Origin of the sequence: Pseudomonas sp. BNK-7 (assembly GCF_048072025.1) — a bacterium.
Lineage (GTDB): Bacteria > Pseudomonadota > Gammaproteobacteria > Pseudomonadales > Pseudomonadaceae > Aquipseudomonas > Aquipseudomonas danubii.
This window is the reverse complement of the sequence record NZ_CP182252.1, coordinates 3954248-3969483: the sequence shown is the minus strand read 5'-3', so window position 1 is coordinate 3969483 and position 15236 is coordinate 3954248. Positions and strand designations below refer to the sequence as shown.

13 protein-coding genes are annotated in these 15236 nt (G+C 63.4%); 1 reads left to right on the top strand and 12 read right to left on the bottom strand.

Annotated features, from left to right (window positions below):
• The first annotated feature begins 468 nt into the window (after window positions 1-468).
• Window positions 469-699, top strand: a complete 231-nt coding sequence (locus ACMGF8_RS18500) for a hypothetical protein (protein ID WP_102864456.1) — start codon at window positions 469-471, stop codon at window positions 697-699.
• A 179-nt stretch (window positions 700-878) separates the two neighbouring features.
• Here ACMGF8_RS18500 and ACMGF8_RS18495 read toward each other — a convergent pair whose 3' ends face one another.
• The 12 genes from ACMGF8_RS18495 to iolE form a co-directional block, all read right to left on the bottom strand.
• Window positions 879-1097, bottom strand: a complete 219-nt coding sequence (locus ACMGF8_RS18495; protein ID WP_250330754.1) for a hypothetical protein — start codon at window positions 1095-1097, stop codon at window positions 879-881.
• A gap of 115 nt (window positions 1098-1212) precedes the next feature.
• Entirely contained in the window at window positions 1213-2835 is a 1623-nt protein-coding gene (locus tag ACMGF8_RS18490) for a methyl-accepting chemotaxis protein (RefSeq protein ID WP_102864454.1), read from the bottom strand.
• 162 nt (window positions 2836-2997) lie between these two features.
• Entirely contained in the window at window positions 2998-3402 is a 405-nt protein-coding gene (locus ACMGF8_RS18485; protein ID WP_011060892.1) for a TraR/DksA family transcriptional regulator, read from the bottom strand.
• 421 nt (window positions 3403-3823) lie between these two features.
• Window positions 3824-4846 carry an ABC transporter permease gene (locus ACMGF8_RS18480; protein ID WP_102864453.1) on the bottom strand — a complete coding sequence of 341 codons (1023 nt, stop codon included), beginning with the start codon at window positions 4844-4846 and terminating at the stop codon, window positions 3824-3826.
• A 69-nt stretch (window positions 4847-4915) separates the two neighbouring features.
• Window positions 4916-6481, bottom strand: a complete 1566-nt coding sequence (locus ACMGF8_RS18475; protein ID WP_102864594.1) for a sugar ABC transporter ATP-binding protein — start codon at window positions 6479-6481, stop codon at window positions 4916-4918.
• A 104-nt stretch (window positions 6482-6585) separates the two neighbouring features.
• On the bottom strand, window positions 6586-7512 hold the full coding sequence (locus ACMGF8_RS18470) for a sugar ABC transporter substrate-binding protein (protein ID WP_102864452.1): 927 nt from the start codon (window positions 7510-7512) through the stop codon (window positions 6586-6588).
• A 536-nt stretch (window positions 7513-8048) separates the two neighbouring features.
• The gene (locus tag ACMGF8_RS18465; RefSeq protein WP_250330752.1) at window positions 8049-9059 is read right to left on the bottom strand and encodes a Gfo/Idh/MocA family protein; all 1011 of its coding nucleotides are present in this window, start codon (window positions 9057-9059) and stop codon (window positions 8049-8051) included.
• 34 nt (window positions 9060-9093) lie between these two features.
• Entirely contained in the window at window positions 9094-11031 is a 1938-nt protein-coding gene (gene iolD / locus ACMGF8_RS18460; protein ID WP_416756934.1) for a 3D-(3,5/4)-trihydroxycyclohexane-1,2-dione acylhydrolase (decyclizing), read from the bottom strand.
• A 69-nt stretch (window positions 11032-11100) separates the two neighbouring features.
• Complete coding sequence (locus ACMGF8_RS18455) at window positions 11101-11922, bottom strand: TIM barrel protein (protein ID WP_102864449.1); 822 nt, start codon at window positions 11920-11922, stop codon at window positions 11101-11103.
• Window positions 11923-11958: 36 nt separating this feature from the next.
• Entirely contained in the window at window positions 11959-13458 is a 1500-nt protein-coding gene (locus ACMGF8_RS18450; RefSeq protein WP_102864448.1) for a CoA-acylating methylmalonate-semialdehyde dehydrogenase, read from the bottom strand.
• A gap of 43 nt (window positions 13459-13501) precedes the next feature.
• The gene (gene iolB, locus ACMGF8_RS18445) at window positions 13502-14308 is read right to left on the bottom strand and encodes a 5-deoxy-glucuronate isomerase (RefSeq protein ID WP_102864447.1); all 807 of its coding nucleotides are present in this window, start codon (window positions 14306-14308) and stop codon (window positions 13502-13504) included.
• Window positions 14305-15213 (bottom strand): myo-inosose-2 dehydratase, encoded by a 909-nt coding sequence (iolE, locus tag ACMGF8_RS18440; RefSeq protein WP_102864446.1) that lies wholly within the window; start codon window positions 15211-15213, stop codon window positions 14305-14307. Before iolE ends, iolB begins: the two co-directional genes overlap by 4 nt.
• Window positions 15214-15236 lie beyond the last annotated feature (23 nt).

Genomic DNA, 15236 nt, shown 5'->3' with positions numbered 1-15236 from the left:
GGCTCTGACACCCCGAAAAGTGTGGCGGCGAGCTATCTGGGGCGGGTACTGAAACAGGCCGGAAAGCCGGATATACCCTGAGATTGAATCCCCGGATCGGCAGCCACTTCGGGTTGCAGAAGCAATTCTAGAGCAACTTTGTGCATTTCGACCATTTAAAGCGAGCGATTCATGACTGCACGGCCATTGATTAGTACAAAGACTAATGTTGCTCATCAGCGGGTAATCTTGCCCGCAGTCGTCACACAAGGCCCGGCATTCTAACCAGTAATACTCTGGTGCAGTGATCTGGATGGGCGGATTAAAGCGTAAGAAAGTTCACTTTAGTACCTCAGAACAATCTCTACCTAAAACCGCAATGACATAACTCAGCCCGTCGCAACGCAACAACTGCCATACTCCCTCGCTGGTTGAGCGCTCGCGGTACGGGCGCTCAAGCACTCACTCATCTCCAAGGGAAGGCTAGAAGTGACCGAACTAGATATTGGCGAGTTTTTCATTCGTGGCGAGTGCAGAGAAGTCGAAGGCGAATTCCAGGCCGTGATTGCCATGCGCGCCAAACCTCCACTGACCCAGATCACCTTCCACCAGGTGGAACGCGACCGCTGGTTCAAGACCTCCGAAGAAGCTGCAGCGGCGGCCAGGGAATCCGCCAAGGCCCTCAAGCTGGCCATTGACCAAGGCGCCCTGAACGCCTGACACCTGCCATAGCGCGCCGCCCGGGAACCCAGCGGCGCCCCCGTGACCCAGGCGAGATCCGTTTAAGAGCATCATGATGATTAACTTAAAACTAGCGACTCGCCTTCGGGCCCTGCCTGCAACAGCCTGAATCCAGACATCCGCCCCAACCGATCAAGCCTCTATCTACCGCCCGAGCATCAAGCCGAATGCTGGAATGCATGGCGCCCATGCCGGCACTGCGCCAGTTTCGCCTGCCAGGCCTGCCGGCACTCCTCGGCCTCGACGCGGCTGGCAAAGGCAGTGCCACGTTGTTCGCCATTGACCAGCACCACCCAGCACGCCTTGCGTCCCAGGTCCCGCAGCATGGGGGGAACACCACTGCCGATCATCACGGCTACATCAACTTTGCTGTGCATGGAGAACCTCAAGGAATTAGTTAGCTCCCTAACGATGTGAGCATACTAGTCAGTTCCCGGCGTCTGAAACAGTCACATCCTGCACAGCAGTCTTACGCCCCTGGTAACAATGTTCTCAGCCCTTGCGCTGGGACGGCGCCTGCTCAGGCTTGTAACCCAGGCGCAACCCTCCCCAATGCCGCCCCTGGACCCAGATCGGCACCGACAAGTCGTGCATCAGTTCGCCGGTATCGCGGGTATAGGTTTGCAGCAACAGCGGTTGCTGGTGACTGCCACAACGAATGCCGGTGCGATCGGCGAACTTGCGCTTGCTGCGGTTATGCAGGTTGTCCGCCACGGGATCGCCGGTCAACGGCTGGGAGAAGGCCAGGTTGTGGGTCGGTACATAACCCTCTTGGGTACAGGCGATGGCGAACACCAGGCCGTCGTGGCGCGGCAGCAGGGATTCCTGGATCGGCGGCAGTACCTGATCGGTGTAGCGGTCGAAACGGGTCTGGTACCTGGCCGGATCGGTGTTGGCGATCAACTGGTAATGGCGGTCGAACAGGTCGTCGAGGCTGATGCGGTTCTGCGCCAGGTCGGTCTCGAACTGCTCGGCAATACGCCGGGCGCCTTCACGGGCCAGGTCATAAATGCGCTGGTGGTAATCATCCAGCCCCACAGCCGCCAGACGCTCACTGATGGTTTCGGCCTGCCCTTCCATCTGCACCGCCGCCTGAGCCAGGCTGCGGGTCTGCTGATCGCTGACCGCCAGGTCGCTGCGCATCTGCTCCACGGCATGGAACAGGCTGTCCAACTGTTCGCGGTTGGTCTCGGCGCCCCGGGCGATCTCGCTGACCTGGCCTTCCACCCCTGCTGCCAGACGGGCGATGTTGTCCAAGTGCCGACCGGTGTGTTCCACCTGCTCCACCCCCAGGTTCAGGTCGTCGGACAGCTGACGGATCTGCTCCACCACATCGCTGGTGCGTTGCTGGATATCGGCCACCATCACCCCGACCTCATCGGTGGCCGTGGCGGTGCGCCCGGCCAGCCCGCGCACCTCGTCGGCGACCACGGCAAAACCCCGTCCGTGCTCCCCGGCCCGGGCGGCCTCGATAGCGGCATTCAGGGCCAGCAGGTTGGTCTGGCTGGCGATGGACTGGATCACCAGGGTCACCCGCTGGATCTCTTCGCTGCGCTGGCTCAAGGCCTCGATCAGCTCGCGGCTGCCACTGGCCCGCTCGCTCAGGGAGTGCATGCGACTGATGGACTCCCCCAGCACCGTGCGCCCTTCGGCGCTGCTGGCGTGGGCTTCACTGGCCGCCTCCAGGGCTTGCCGGCTGAGTTGCGAGGTGGCCTGTTCGGTCTTGATCATCACTTCGGCGTTGCCGACGATGCGCGCCGCGGCATCCAGCTGGGATTGCAGCTTGCCCGCCAGTTGCGTCACCGAATAGGCCACGCCAGCGGCAGACAGGGCGTTATGGGTGGTGCTGTAGGACAGGTCGCGGGTCAGCGAGGACAGCTCGCTGTCGGCCGTTGCCGTCGGCGCCTCGGGCACCTTGCGGCTTCTCAGCCGAGGCAGCCAGACCACCAGCACCGCCAGGGGCAGGCACAGGTACAGCGGCCAGTCACCCAGTGCCTGGCCACCCAGCAAGCCCATCAAGGCCGCGCTCTGCAAGGTCGGCGCCCACCAACGGACGGCGGGTGTTGCTGCCAGCGGTTGCGCGATCGGCACCGCTAGAGATCCTTCTCTTGACATGTTTAGCACCCCACATCGTTCTAATTATTTTCGGCATTAGACGCCACTAGAAGGCCATTATCCATGGTCCCTTAGTCGGGGGTTTGCAGTAGATCAAGGGAATGAACGGGTATGGAGTCGTACCCGAAAAAACAAAGCCCCCGCTGTGGCGGGGGCTGGCGATCAGGCTTGACGCTGATGCTTGTCGATCTGCTCGTGGCGCTCTTGGGCTTCGATGCAGTACTTGGTGGTTGGGCTGATCAGCAGGCGCTTGAGGCCGATCGGCTCGCCGCTGTCATCGCACCAGCCGAAGCTGTCGTCACTGATCCGGCCCAGGGCCTGCTCCAATTGCGGCAGCATGCGCTGGTCACGATCAATGGCGTTGACCAACCAGGTGCGCTCTTCTTCGACGGAAGCGGCGTCGGCCGGGTCAGCCGGGGTGTCCAGGCTTTCAATGGCGATCCGGTTCTGTTCGATGCGCTCGTGGGTTTCCACCTTCATGGCTTGCAACAGGTCGCTGAAAAAAGCGTGCTGCTCGGCATTCATGTAGTCATCCGCCGGCATGGCCAGCAACTTTTCCTTGGTCATTGATTTCTCTATAAAAAATACGTGCATTAAGGCGAATTCAAACTGTTTCCGGTTGACCCGTCAGGTCATCAGAAAGGCGCCATACCTTCCAAGCGCCACCCGGCACTCAATTTACGAGGGGCGGCAGTCTAAGGCCGGTTTGAGGGCGCAGCAACTGAAATGACAGCGAATCTGTCTGACAAACCGCACAAAGCCCGCAATTGCGGGCTTTGGTGGCATTTGTCAGAGTGCTTTTATAACAAAAAATTCCATACAAGCAGGTCTTTTAGAAGACAAACGGCAGTACCGGGCGGCGGATTCGGAGCCTTTTCCCCCGTTTCTCCGCCGCAGAAGCCAACTTGCTGGCGAACAGCCCCGTCCGTTGCACCTCATCTTGTGGGCGCCTTCGCTGGCCAGCCGGCGCCGACAACAGGCTGGTGGATCAGCGCTTGAGCTTGCGCTTGTTACGGTACTGGTCAATGACCACCGCCACCACGATGATCAGGCCCTTGATGATGTCCTGGATGTAGGCATCCACGCCGACAAAGGTGAAGCCGCTGGCCATGACGCCAAGAATCAGCGCGCCGATCACCGTGCCGGTGATGCGCCCCACGCCACCGGCCAGGCTGGTGCCGCCGATCACGGCCGCGGCAATCGCATCCAGTTCATAGGACATGCCCATCCCCGCCTGCCCGGTGGCGGCCCGCGCCGAGGCCACCACCCCGGCCAGCCCCGCCAGCAACCCGGCGATGCTGTAGACGATCACCAGATGGCGCTTGACGTTGATCCCCGAGGTGCGCGCCGCCTGCATGTTGCCGCCGATGGCGTAGGTGTATTTGCCGTACTTGGTGTAGCGCAAGGCGATGTGGAAGATCACCGCCACCACCAGGAAGATGATCACCGGCATCGCCCCGTGACCGATGGCGGTGTAGGAATCGGACAGCATGCTCACCGGCTGGCCTTCGGTGTAATAGCGGGCCAGGCCGCGGGCCGAGACCATCATGCCCAGGGTGGCGATAAAGGGCGGAATGCCAGTGATGGCGATGATGCTGCCGTTGATCGCCCCCGCCAGCAGGCCCACCCCCAGCCCGGCCACCACCGGTATCCACACCGGCAAGTCGGTCAGGGACGGAAACACTGCCCGGGCAAAGTCCGAAGTCTGCGCCAGGCTGGCGGCGATCATCGCCGACAGCGCCAGCACCGAGCCCGAGGACAGGTCGATGCCCGTGGTGATGATCACCTGGGTCACGCCGATGGCCAGCAGACCGATGATCGACACCTGGAGGATCATCAGCACCAGGCGCTGAGAGTTCATCAGGAAGCTCTGGTCACGCACGATCCAGCCGAACAGCTCGAAGACCAGGCCGATGCCGATCAGGACCAGAAAAATACTCAGTTCGGTGGGAAGGCGCCGGCGCGTTCTAGCGGGCGCCGCGGCCGGTTTGTTTTCAGACATCACGTTCATAACCACTCACCTTTGTTAGTGCCTGGCCGCGGCGAATCACAGCGCCGCCGGCCGCCATCGATTGAAGAATCAGTGCACCACCGACATTCCTGACGCCAATTGCATCACCCGTTCCTGGGTTGCCTCGCTGCGGTCGAGGGTGCCCATGAGTTCACCTTCGTGCATGACCATGACCCGGTCGCTCATGCCCAGCACTTCGGGCAGCTCCGAGGAAATCATGATCACCGCCATGCCTTCGCTGGCGAGGAAGGAGATCAAGCGGTAGATCTCGGCCTTGGCCCCGACGTCGATACCCCGGGTCGGCTCATCAAGGATCAGGATGCGCGGATTGGTCATCAGCCAGCGCGCCAACAGGGCCTTCTGCTGATTGCCCCCGGACAAGGTATCGATGCATTGCTCCAGGGACGGGGTCTTGACCCGCAGCTTCTTGCACATGTCCTCGCACAGGGCACGCAAGGCCTTCTGCTGGACAAAGCCGCCGCCGGCGTAATGCGGCAGCACCGCCACTTCCATGTTTTCCAGGACCGACAGGCACGGGAACAGCCCGCTGAGCTTGCGATCCTCGGTCAGCAGGGCAAAGCCCTTCTCGATCGCCTGGTGCGGGTCGCTGATGCGCAGGGCCTGGCCGTCGAGAACCATCTCGCCGCCGTCGCAGGGGGTGATGCCGAACAGGGTCTCGGCAACATTGGTCCGGCCCGAGCCCATCAGCCCGGCGATGCCGAGGATCTCCCCGGCGTGCAGGTCGAAGGACACCCTGTCGAACACCCCGTCCAGGCGCAGGTCGCGGACCTGGAGCAGCAGGTCGCCGACGGGGTTCTCGCGCTGGGGAAACAGCTGGCTCAGCTCGCGCCCCACCATCATCGAGATCAGGCTGTCGCCGTCCAGGCTGTCGGCCCGTTGCAGGCCGATATAGGCACCGTCACGGAACACCGCCACTTCATCGGCGATGGCGAACACTTCGTTCATTTTGTGGGTGATATAGATGATGCCTTTACCCTGGGCCTTGAGGTCGGCAATGATCGAGAACAGGTGCGCCACTTCCTTGTCGGTAATGGCCGAGGTCGGTTCGTCCATGATCAGCACGTCGGAGTCGTAGGACACCGCCTTGGCGATCTCCACCATCTGCCGCTCGGCAATGCTCAGGTTGCCCACCTGCTCCTCGGGGTCGAGGTTGATGCGCAGGCGTTCCAGCAACTGCGCGGTGCAGCGGTGCATGGCGCGGTGATCGATCATGCGCAGGCCGTTGAGCTGCTCACGGCCGATCCAGATGTTCTCGGCAATGCTCATGTGCGGCATCAGGTTGAGCTCCTGATGGATCATGGCGATGCCCGATTGCAAGGCCTGCAGGGGCGTTTCGAAGACCACCGGCCGGCCCTTGAGGCGCAGCTCGCCGGCGTCCGGCTGATAGATGCCGGCGATGATTTTCATCAGGGTCGACTTGCCGGCGCCGTTCTCGCCCATCAGCGCCAGCACCGTTCCCGGGCGTACCCGCAGTTGCACATCGGACAGGGCCACCACACCGGGAAAGCCCTTGCTGACGTTGATGACCTCCAGCAGAAAGGGTTCTTCAATCGATGTGGCGGCAGGCGAGATTCCCGCCTGCGGGGTGCTCGAGGCAGTCGCGCTAGAGAACATGATCAGGTACTCCATCGGCAAGGCCACCCAAGGCCGCCTTGCCACTTATTACTTATTGTTGTTAGAGCCTGTTCTTCTGGAACAGCTCTGGAAGGTGAGCGGCGTTACTTGAACTGGTCGACGTTGTCCGGGGTGATCAGCCGATACGGAACCCACACCGCCGGCTCTACCGGCTCATGCTTGATCATCTTCACCGCGGTATCGATGGAACCGTCCGCCTGGCCCTTGGCGTCCTGGAACACCGAGAGCGCCAATTCGCCCTTTTTCACCGCGCGCAGGCCATCCGGGGTGCCATCGACACCCGCGATCAGCACACTGCCCTTCTCGACCCCGGCCTGCTTCAGCGCCATGGCGGCACCAATGGCCATTTCATCGTTGTTGGACACCACCGCGTCGAACTTGCGGCCCTGGGTCAGCCAGTCGTTGACCAGGGTCATGCCCTTGTCCCGCAGCCAGACCCCGGTCTGTTCCTGGTCGACCTTGATCCCCGGGTACTGGGCCAGCACCTCCTTGACCCCCTTGGTGCGGTTGGTGGTGGAGTTGTTCGCCAGGTCGCCCAGCAGAATCACGATGTCGCCCTTGCCGCCCATCTTGTCGGCCAGGTACTGCATCTGCATTTTCCCGGCTTCCAGGTCATTGGAAGCCACGGTCACCACGCCCTTGGGCAGGTTCAGGTCATCCGGGCGGCGGTTGACGTACACCAGGGGGATGCCGGCCTTCACCGCGGCCTCGGTGATTTTCTTAGTGGCGGCGGTATCCACCGGGTTGACCACGATCGCGTCGACTTTCTGGCTGATGAAGTTCTCGACCTGGCTCAATTGCTTGACCACATCGCTGCGGGCGTCTTCGAACTGCAGCTTGACGCCATCGGGCAGGGACTTGGCTTTCTGATCCATCGACTCGCGCAGATAGGTCAGCCAGGTGTCATCGAACTGCGACATGCTCACGCCGATCTTGATGTCGGCGAAGGCGGCCCCACTGGCCAGCAGCATCGACAGTGCAAGCGAGGCAAAACGGATCTTGGTGTTCATCACAGGTCTTTCTCCACATTCTTGTAGGTTTTATGGATAAAGCGCAGAAACCACTCAGAGCGACAGATGCACGATGGGGGCACCGGGTACGCAGCACAGCAGTGAACCGTTGCGTTCTACACACAGAAAGCCGAGGCAGGTCAGGAGGACGGCAGAGCGGCTGGGCCGAGGCGAAGCGGAGGTTGGCGCGGGCGAGCTGCGAAACCGCGAACCGAGAGCGAGGATGGTGCTAGTGAAGGTTTTCATCGACGGTACCTGTTGTTTTTGTGGGTCGGTTCGCACGCCTCTCATGGTTTGCTTGAGGGCATGCGACCTAGCGAGTCGGCAACCTGAAAATGACTTTATTGGAAAATAATTTCTATATCAACTCATTTTAGAATTTTATTCCAAATCAGTTAAAGCCTTGAAAATCCTGGCCTGTGGCCAATGTGCGCCCAAGCCCGGTGGGGTCGCGCCCGGGGAAAACCCGGGCGGCGGTTCAGCGGCGCCCAACCGCAGGCGCCCCCGCAAATCCCCCAGGCGGGCCCGGTACAAGGTCAGTCGTAGAAGCCCGGGCGCACAGGCAGCTCAACCTTGACGATCTGGCCGCTGCCCTGCGCTTCGATGCAGGCATCGGCCGCCACGGCGGCGGCAAAGCCGTCCCAGGCCGAGGGCCCGCCCACCTGGCCGGCGCGCACACCGTCGATAAAGGCCTGCAACTCCACGTCATAGGCGGCGATAAAACGCTCCTTCCAATCCATCAGGATGGCGTTGGACAGCTTGGCTTGGCTGCGCAATTGCACCTGGGACGGCTCCGGCAGCCTGGCGATACCGCTCTCCCCCACCACTTCACACTGGATGTCGTAGCCGTACTGGCAGTTGACGAACACTTCGACGTCGATGCGCGTGCCACGGGCGGTTTCCAGCAGCACGATCTGCGGATCGCGCAAGTGGGCCAGGGCCTTGCTGGTCTTGCGCGGGAACACCACCTGCACCGACACATAGTCGTCGGCCAGCAGCCAGCGCAGCACGTCCAGCTCATGGATCAGGGTGTCGGTGATGGCCATGTCGGTCTTGTAGTTCTCCCCCACCCGCGGGTTGCGGTGGGCACAGTGCAGCATCAGCGGCTCGCCGATCTGCCCGCTGTCGATCACCGCCTTCAAGGCCTGGTAGCCGGCATCGTAGGGGCGCATGAAGCCCACCTGCACCAGGCGCTTGCCGTGGGCGATTTCGGCCTCGACGATGCGCCGGCAGCCGGCGGCGGTCACCGCCAGGGGCTTTTCACAGAACACCGGCTTGCCCGCGGCAATCGCCGCCAGCACGAATTCCTCGTGGCTCGGGCCCCAGGAGGTCACCAGCACTGCCTCGACGTCCGCCGCCTTGATCAGCGCGTGGCCGTCCGGGTAGACCTCGGCGCTGAGCTTGAGGTCGCTGACCACCTTGGCCGCCGACGCCAGGTTGATGTCGGTGACCGCCACCACCTGGCTGCCCAGCAGGGTCTGGCTGCAACGACGGATGTGATCCTGGCCGATGGCCCCGGTCCCGATAACGCCAAGTTTCAAAGACATGCAGATACTCCTGTTGTTGTTCGTTGCAGAGCAATCAGTACTGCCGGGCCTGGGCCAGGCGTTCATTAAGGGTCTTGGCCGCCGCATCGGTGCGCTCGCTGGTGGACACCTGGGCCACGCCCACCCGCCACCAGGACAAGTAGCTGTGGATCATGGTCTTGGGCAGGACCTTGATGTCGATCAGGGTCGATACCGTCTGGGTCCGGGCATCGGCCAGGGCCGCCAGCAGTTGCTCCTCAGTGCTGACCTTGTAGGTCTTGCAGCCGTAGGCGGCGGCGCTCATGGCGAAGTCCACCGGCACAAAGCCGCCGTCGAGCTTGCCGCTCTGCGGGTTGCGGTAGCGGAACTCGGTACCGAAGCTGTCCATGCCGTGGCCCATCTGCAGGTTGTTGATGCAGCCGAAGGTCATGTTGTCCAGCAGCACCACGTTGATCTTGCGCCGCTCCTGGATCGAGGTGACCAGCTCCGAGTGCAGCATCAGGTAGGAGCCGTCGCCCACCAGGGCGTACACCTCGCGATCCGGCTCGGCGAGCTTGACCCCCAGCGCCGCGTTGACCTCGTAGCCCATGCACGAATAGCCGTATTCCACGTGATAGGTATTGACCCCCTTGCTGCGCCAGCTGCGCTGCAGGTCGCCGGGCAGGCTGCCGGCGGCGGCAACGATGATGCCGTCCTCGGGCAAGGCCTGGTTGAGCAGCCCGAGCACCCGGCTCTGGGTCAGGCAGGAGCCGGTCAGTTCGATGAATTCGCGCAGCACCGCCGGGTCCAGGTGGTCGTTGATTTCCGGGACAAAACCGTCGTCCTGGTATTGCACCTGATACACCCGGTCCACCTCGGCCTCCAACTGCGCCTTGGCCTCGCCGATCTGCCCGTCCCAGGCCGCCCGATAGCCGCTGCGGCCCAGGGTTTCGCTCAGGGCCTGCAAGCCGGCGCGGGCATCGGCCAGTAGCTGCACGCCCTCCATCTTGAGGCTGTCGCCAGGGCAGACATTGAGGTTGAGGAACGCCACCTCCGGGTGCTGGAACAGCCATTTCGACGAGGTGGTGAAATCGCTGTAGCGGGTGCCGATGCCGATGATCAGGTCGGCTTCCCTGGCCAGCAGGTTAGCCGCCAGGCAGCCGGTCTCGCCGATCCCGCCGACGTTCAGCGGGTGCTCGGAAACCACCGCGCTCTTGCCCGCCTGGGTTTCGGCAAAAGGAATGCCGAAGCGTTCGGCAAAGGCCTGCAACGCTCGATTGGCCCCGGAATACTTGACCCCGCCGCCGCAGATGATCAGCGGCTTGCGCTTGCCCTCGAACAGCGCCAGGGCATCGCCGAGCATGGACTCGGTGGCCGGGCGGCGGTCGATGCGATGCACGCGTTTGGCGAGGAAGGAGTCCGGGTAATCGTAGGCTTCGCCCTGCACATCCTGGGGCAATGCCAGGGTCACGGCGCCGGTCTGCGCCGGGTCGGTGAGCACGCGCATGGCGTGGAGCGCCGCGCTCATCAGTTGCTCGGGGCGGTTGATGCGATCCCAGTATTGGCTCACGGCCTTGAAGGCATCGTTGGTGCTGATGCTCAGGTCATGGAACTGTTCGATCTGTTGCAGCACCGGGTCCGGCTGGCGGCTGGCGTAGACGTCCCCCGGCAGCAGCAGCAAGGGAATCCGGTTGGCGCTGGCGGTGGCCGCCGCGGTCAGCATGTTGGCCGCGCCGGGGCCCACCGAGGAGCTGCAGGCGTAGATCTTGCGCCGCAGGTGCTGCTTGGCGAAACCGATGGCGGCGTGGGCCATGCCCTGCTCGTTGCGGCCCTGGTGCACCACCAGGTCGCCACTGTCCTGCTCCAGGGCCTGGCCCAGGCCGAGCACGTTGCCGTGGCCGAAAATGGTGAAGACCCCGGCGATGAACTTGCTCTGGACCCCATCCACCTCGACGTATTGGTTATCGAGGAATTTCACCAGGGCCTGGGCCATGGTCAAGCGTGTCGTACTCATGGTTTGCACCTTCATCTTGTTATGTCGCCCTGGGGGAGCCGGCTTGCCAGCGCCCACAAGGAAATGACCTCAGGCCAGGGCTTGCCGCAAGTGGGCAATGCTCGCCGCCAGCGCCTGCTGGATATCCGCCCGCCCGTGCACGCTCTCGGCAAACGGCTCGAACGACAGGTAGCCGCTGTAGCCACGGCTGCGCAAGGTGTCGATCTGCGCCGCATTGCCGAGGATGTCCGCCTCGCCGACCAGTACCCGATGGCCGTCGCGAATGCTGCCAAGCGGCGCCTGGCGGTCCTCGACCCCGGAGATGTGCACCAGCCCGGTCAGCTCGGGAAACAACTCATGCTCGCCGGCCAAGTGGTGGTGGAAGGTGTCGTGCACCAGGCGCAACACATCCAGGCCGCCAGTGGCACGGATCGCCTCCACTGCCGTGCGCTTGTGGCGCAGCGCGCATTCCTCAAAGCCCAGGGGCTCGATCAACCCCAGCAGGCCGTGCTCCCGCAGGATCGGCGCCAGTTCGCTCAGGGCCGTGCGCAACGCGCTGCTGCGCTGGGCCTCAGTGCGCGGATCGGCAGGGTCATTGAGCGGGCACAGCACCAGCCCCTCGGCGCCGCAGGCACGGGCATAGGCGGCCAGTTTCAGGGCCTGCTGGCGACGCTCGTCGTTCCACACATCGAAGGGGTACAGGGCGTTGATCGACAACACCTTGATGCCCTGGGCCGCGCACAATTCGCGGACCCGCTGCGGCGGCGTGCCGTCCTCGATTTCCACGCCCGCAAGGTCATTGCGCAGCTCAATGGCATCGACCTTCAGCGTCAGCGCCAGGTCGATGAACTCCAACAGTGACAAACCCGGTGCAACCATACGATTCAGGGCGAAACGCAGGGGCTGGCTCATTCTTCTTGTGCTCCCAAATCCATCCCGTCGAGACAGCTACTTGGCCGTCGGCATGCTGAATTCCGGGCCCTTGGCGATGCTGTCGGGCCAGCGCTGCATCACGCTCTTGTAGCGGCTGTAGAAGCGCACGCCTTCCTCGCCGTAGGCATGGTGGTCGCCGAACAGCGAACGCTTCCAGCCGCCGAAGGAATGCCAGGCCATGGGCACCGGAATTGGCACGTTGATGCCCACCATGCCCACCTTGATACTGCGGGCAAAGGCCCGGGCCACGCCGCCGTCGCGGGTGAAGCAGGACACGCCATTGCCGAATTCATGGGCGTTGATCAGCGCCACCGCGCTGGCAAAGTCGGGCACCCGCACAATGCCCAGCACCGGCCCGAAGATTTCCTGCTGGTAGATGCTCATCTGGGTAGTGACGTGATCGAACAGGGTGGCGCCGACAAAGAAGCCCTGCTCCGCCCCCGGCACCTTGAAGCCGCGTCCGTCCACCAGCAGCTGTGCGCCCTGGGCCACGCCCTGGTCGATGAAACCTTCAACCCGGGCCTTGTGCTCGGCGGTCACCAGCGGCCCCATGTCGCTGTCGCCCTGCAAGCCGTTGCCGACCTTGAGCTGGTCGATGCGCGGCAGCAGCTTGGCGATCAATTCGTCGGCCACCTCGCCCACCGCCACGGCGATGGAGATGGCCATGCAGCGCTCGCCGGCCGAGCCGTAGGCCGCACCGATCAGTGCATCGGCGGCCTGGTCCAGGTCGGCGTCGGGCATCACGATCATGTGGTTCTTGGCCCCACCCAGAGCCTGCACGCGTTTGCCTCGGGCGCTGGCCTGCTGGTGGATATACTCGGCAATCGGCGTCGAACCGACAAAGGAAATCGCCTCGATGTCCGGGTGCTGGAGCAAGCCGTCCACCGCGCTCTTGTCGCCCTGGACCACGTTGAACACCCCTTCGGGCAACCCGGCTTCGGTCAACAGGCGCGCCAGCAGCAGGCTAGCGGACGGGTCGCGCTCGGACGGCTTGAGGATGAAGCAGTTCCCGGTGATCAGGGCGATGGGGATCATCCACAGCGGCACCATCACCGGGAAGTTGAACGGCGTGACCCCGGCGCACACGCCCAGGGGCTGGCGTAGGTTCCAGTTGTCGATGCCGCCACCGATGTTGTCGCTGAAATCGGTTTTCAACAGGTTCGGCGCGCCACAGGCGTATTCGACGATCTCGATGCCACGGGTCACCTCGCCCATGGCGTCGGACAGCACCTTGCCGTGCTCGCGGGTGATGATCTGCGCCAGTTCCTGGTGGTGCCGGTCCAGCAGTTCCTTGAACTTGAACATCACCCGCGCACGGCGCAGGGAAGACTGTTCGGACCAGGCAGGAAAAGCCCGCAGCGCCGCGGCCACGGCCTCGTCCACGGTCTTCTGGCTGGCCAGGGCGACGCGGGCCTGGACCGCACCCGTGGCCGGGTTGAACACCTGGCTGAAACGCTCGCCGGCGTCCTGCACCTGGCCGCCGATGTAATGACCTATTACCGGGGTGTCGCTCATTGTTCTTGTTCTCCGTAAAGGGTTGCCGTCTGAGTTCGGCGCTTCAGAGATCCAGCAGCCAACTGTGCTGTGGGTCGTTATGGAACTGCCAGACGCGCTTGGGCCCGGCCATGACGTTCAGGTAATAGGACTCGTAGCCGTAAGGCACGCTGACCGGGTGATAGCCCTTGGGCACCACCACCAGGTCGCTGTTTTCCACGGCCATGGCCTGGTCGATGCTGCGGTCGTCGGTGTAGACCCGCTGGAAGACGAAGCCCTGGGGCGGGTTGACCTGGTGGTAATAGGTCTCTTCCAGAAAGCTCTGGTGCGGCAGGTCGTCGGTGTCGTGCTTGTGCGGCGGGTAGCTGGAGGAATGCCCGGACGGCGTGCGCACCTCCACCACCAGCAGGGAATGGGCCGGCTCGCTGTCGGGCAGGATGTCGCAGACATAACGAGTATTGGCGCCCTTGCCGCGCACGCTGCGCTTGCACTGCTCCGGGCGGATCAGCCGCGGGCCGAGGCCAGCGGCGGCATCACCCGGGGCGGCGCACACAGCGATCTGCACCTCGCTCAGGGCGGTGACCTGGGCCTGGCTGCCCGGCGGCAGGTAGGCGGCAAAGGGCGATTTGTCTTCGAACACCGATTGCCGGTCGCCCAGGTTGTCCCACTGGAAGGCGCCCTGGGGCGCTTGGCCCTGCACATCGATGCGGCCGCTGAGCAGCACCAGGCACAGTTCCTGGTCGCCGGCGCTGAGCGGCAGGCTTTCCCCCAGGCTCAGGCGGTAGGCACTGAAGCCCACGTATTCCAGGGCGCCCTCTGGCAACTGGACCAGGGTCCGGCCCTTGGCCGCGCTTTTCACCAGCAGGTTCATTGGGCAGTACTCCTGCGTTGCACAGCGGCGTCCAGCAGGGCCCGCAAGGTGTCGTAACCTTTTTTCGCATAGACGTAGCTCGGTGCCACGGCCGGGTCCTGCTCGGCTTCCACCACCAGCCAGCCCTGGTAGCCCGCGTCCAGCAGCACATCGAGCAAGGCGGCAAAGTCGAGGTCGCCATCACCGGGCACGGTGAAGGTGCCGTTGACGATGCAGTCCGGGAAGCTCCACAGGTTGTTGCGCGCCAGCTGCACCACCGGCTTGCGTACATCCTTGAAATGCACGTGGCAGACGCGGCGGATGTGCTTGCGCAGCACCTCCAGGGGTTCGCCGCCGCCCATGTAGCAGTGGCCCGAATCGAACAGCAGGCCGACTTCCTCGCCGGTCAGGCTCATCAGTTTGTCGATGTCTGCCGGGGACTCGACGTAGGCGCCCATGTGATGGTGATAGGCCAGGCGCACACCCTGGGACAGGGTGAAGCGCGCCAGCTCCGTGAGCTTGTCGGCGTAATCCTGCCAGGCCTGTTCACTGTGGAAGCGCGGACGCTCGATCAGGCGCACCGGTGAACCCTGGATCGAGTCGGCCACCTCGCCGTAGACCAGCACCGAGGCGCCGTTGCGTTTCAGCAGTTCGACGTGGCTGGCAATGGCGTCGATTTCCTGCGCCACCGAACGCCGGGCCAGGCGGCTGGAGTACCAGCCCGAGACCAGCGCCAGGTCATAAGGGCGCAACACATCGCCCACACCCTTGGCGTCCTTGGGGAATTTGCCGTTGAGTTCAAAGCCTTGGTAACCGATGTCGCGGCCTTCGCTCAGGGCGGTGCTCAGGGGCGTTTCACCGCCCAGGGCCGGCAGGTCGTCGTTGCTCCAGGAGATCGGGTTGATGCCAATTCGGATAGCGGGCATGGCTGCACCTTTTGTTGTTATTC

Excerpts from the sequence above, each read along its gene's own strand:
- ACMGF8_RS18495 (WP_250330754.1), bottom strand. The coding sequence starts at position 1,097 with ATGCACAGCAAAGTTGATGTAGCCGTGATGATCGGCAGTGGTGTTCCC.
- ACMGF8_RS18490 (WP_102864454.1), bottom strand. The coding sequence starts at position 2,835 with ATGTCAAGAGAAGGATCTCTAGCGGTGCCGATCGCGCAACCGCTGGCA.
- ACMGF8_RS18485 (WP_011060892.1), bottom strand. The coding sequence starts at position 3,402 with ATGACCAAGGAAAAGTTGCTGGCCATGCCGGCGGATGACTACATGAAT.
- ACMGF8_RS18480 (WP_102864453.1), bottom strand. The coding sequence starts at position 4,846 with ATGAACGTGATGTCTGAAAACAAACCGGCCGCGGCGCCCGCTAGAACG.
- ACMGF8_RS18475 (WP_102864594.1), bottom strand. The coding sequence starts at position 6,481 with ATGTTCTCTAGCGCGACTGCCTCGAGCACCCCGCAGGCGGGAATCTCG.
- ACMGF8_RS18470 (WP_102864452.1), bottom strand. The coding sequence starts at position 7,512 with ATGAACACCAAGATCCGTTTTGCCTCGCTTGCACTGTCGATGCTGCTG.
- ACMGF8_RS18465 (WP_250330752.1), bottom strand. The coding sequence starts at position 9,059 with ATGTCTTTGAAACTTGGCGTTATCGGGACCGGGGCCATCGGCCAGGAT.
- iolD (WP_416756934.1), bottom strand. The coding sequence starts at position 11,031 with ATGAGTACGACACGCTTGACCATGGCCCAGGCCCTGGTGAAATTCCTC.
- ACMGF8_RS18455 (WP_102864449.1), bottom strand. The coding sequence starts at position 11,922 with ATGAGCCAGCCCCTGCGTTTCGCCCTGAATCGTATGGTTGCACCGGGT.
- ACMGF8_RS18450 (WP_102864448.1), bottom strand. The coding sequence starts at position 13,458 with ATGAGCGACACCCCGGTAATAGGTCATTACATCGGCGGCCAGGTGCAG.
- iolB (WP_102864447.1), bottom strand. The coding sequence starts at position 14,308 with ATGAACCTGCTGGTGAAAAGCGCGGCCAAGGGCCGGACCCTGGTCCAG.
- iolE (WP_102864446.1), bottom strand. The coding sequence starts at position 15,213 with ATGCCCGCTATCCGAATTGGCATCAACCCGATCTCCTGGAGCAACGAC.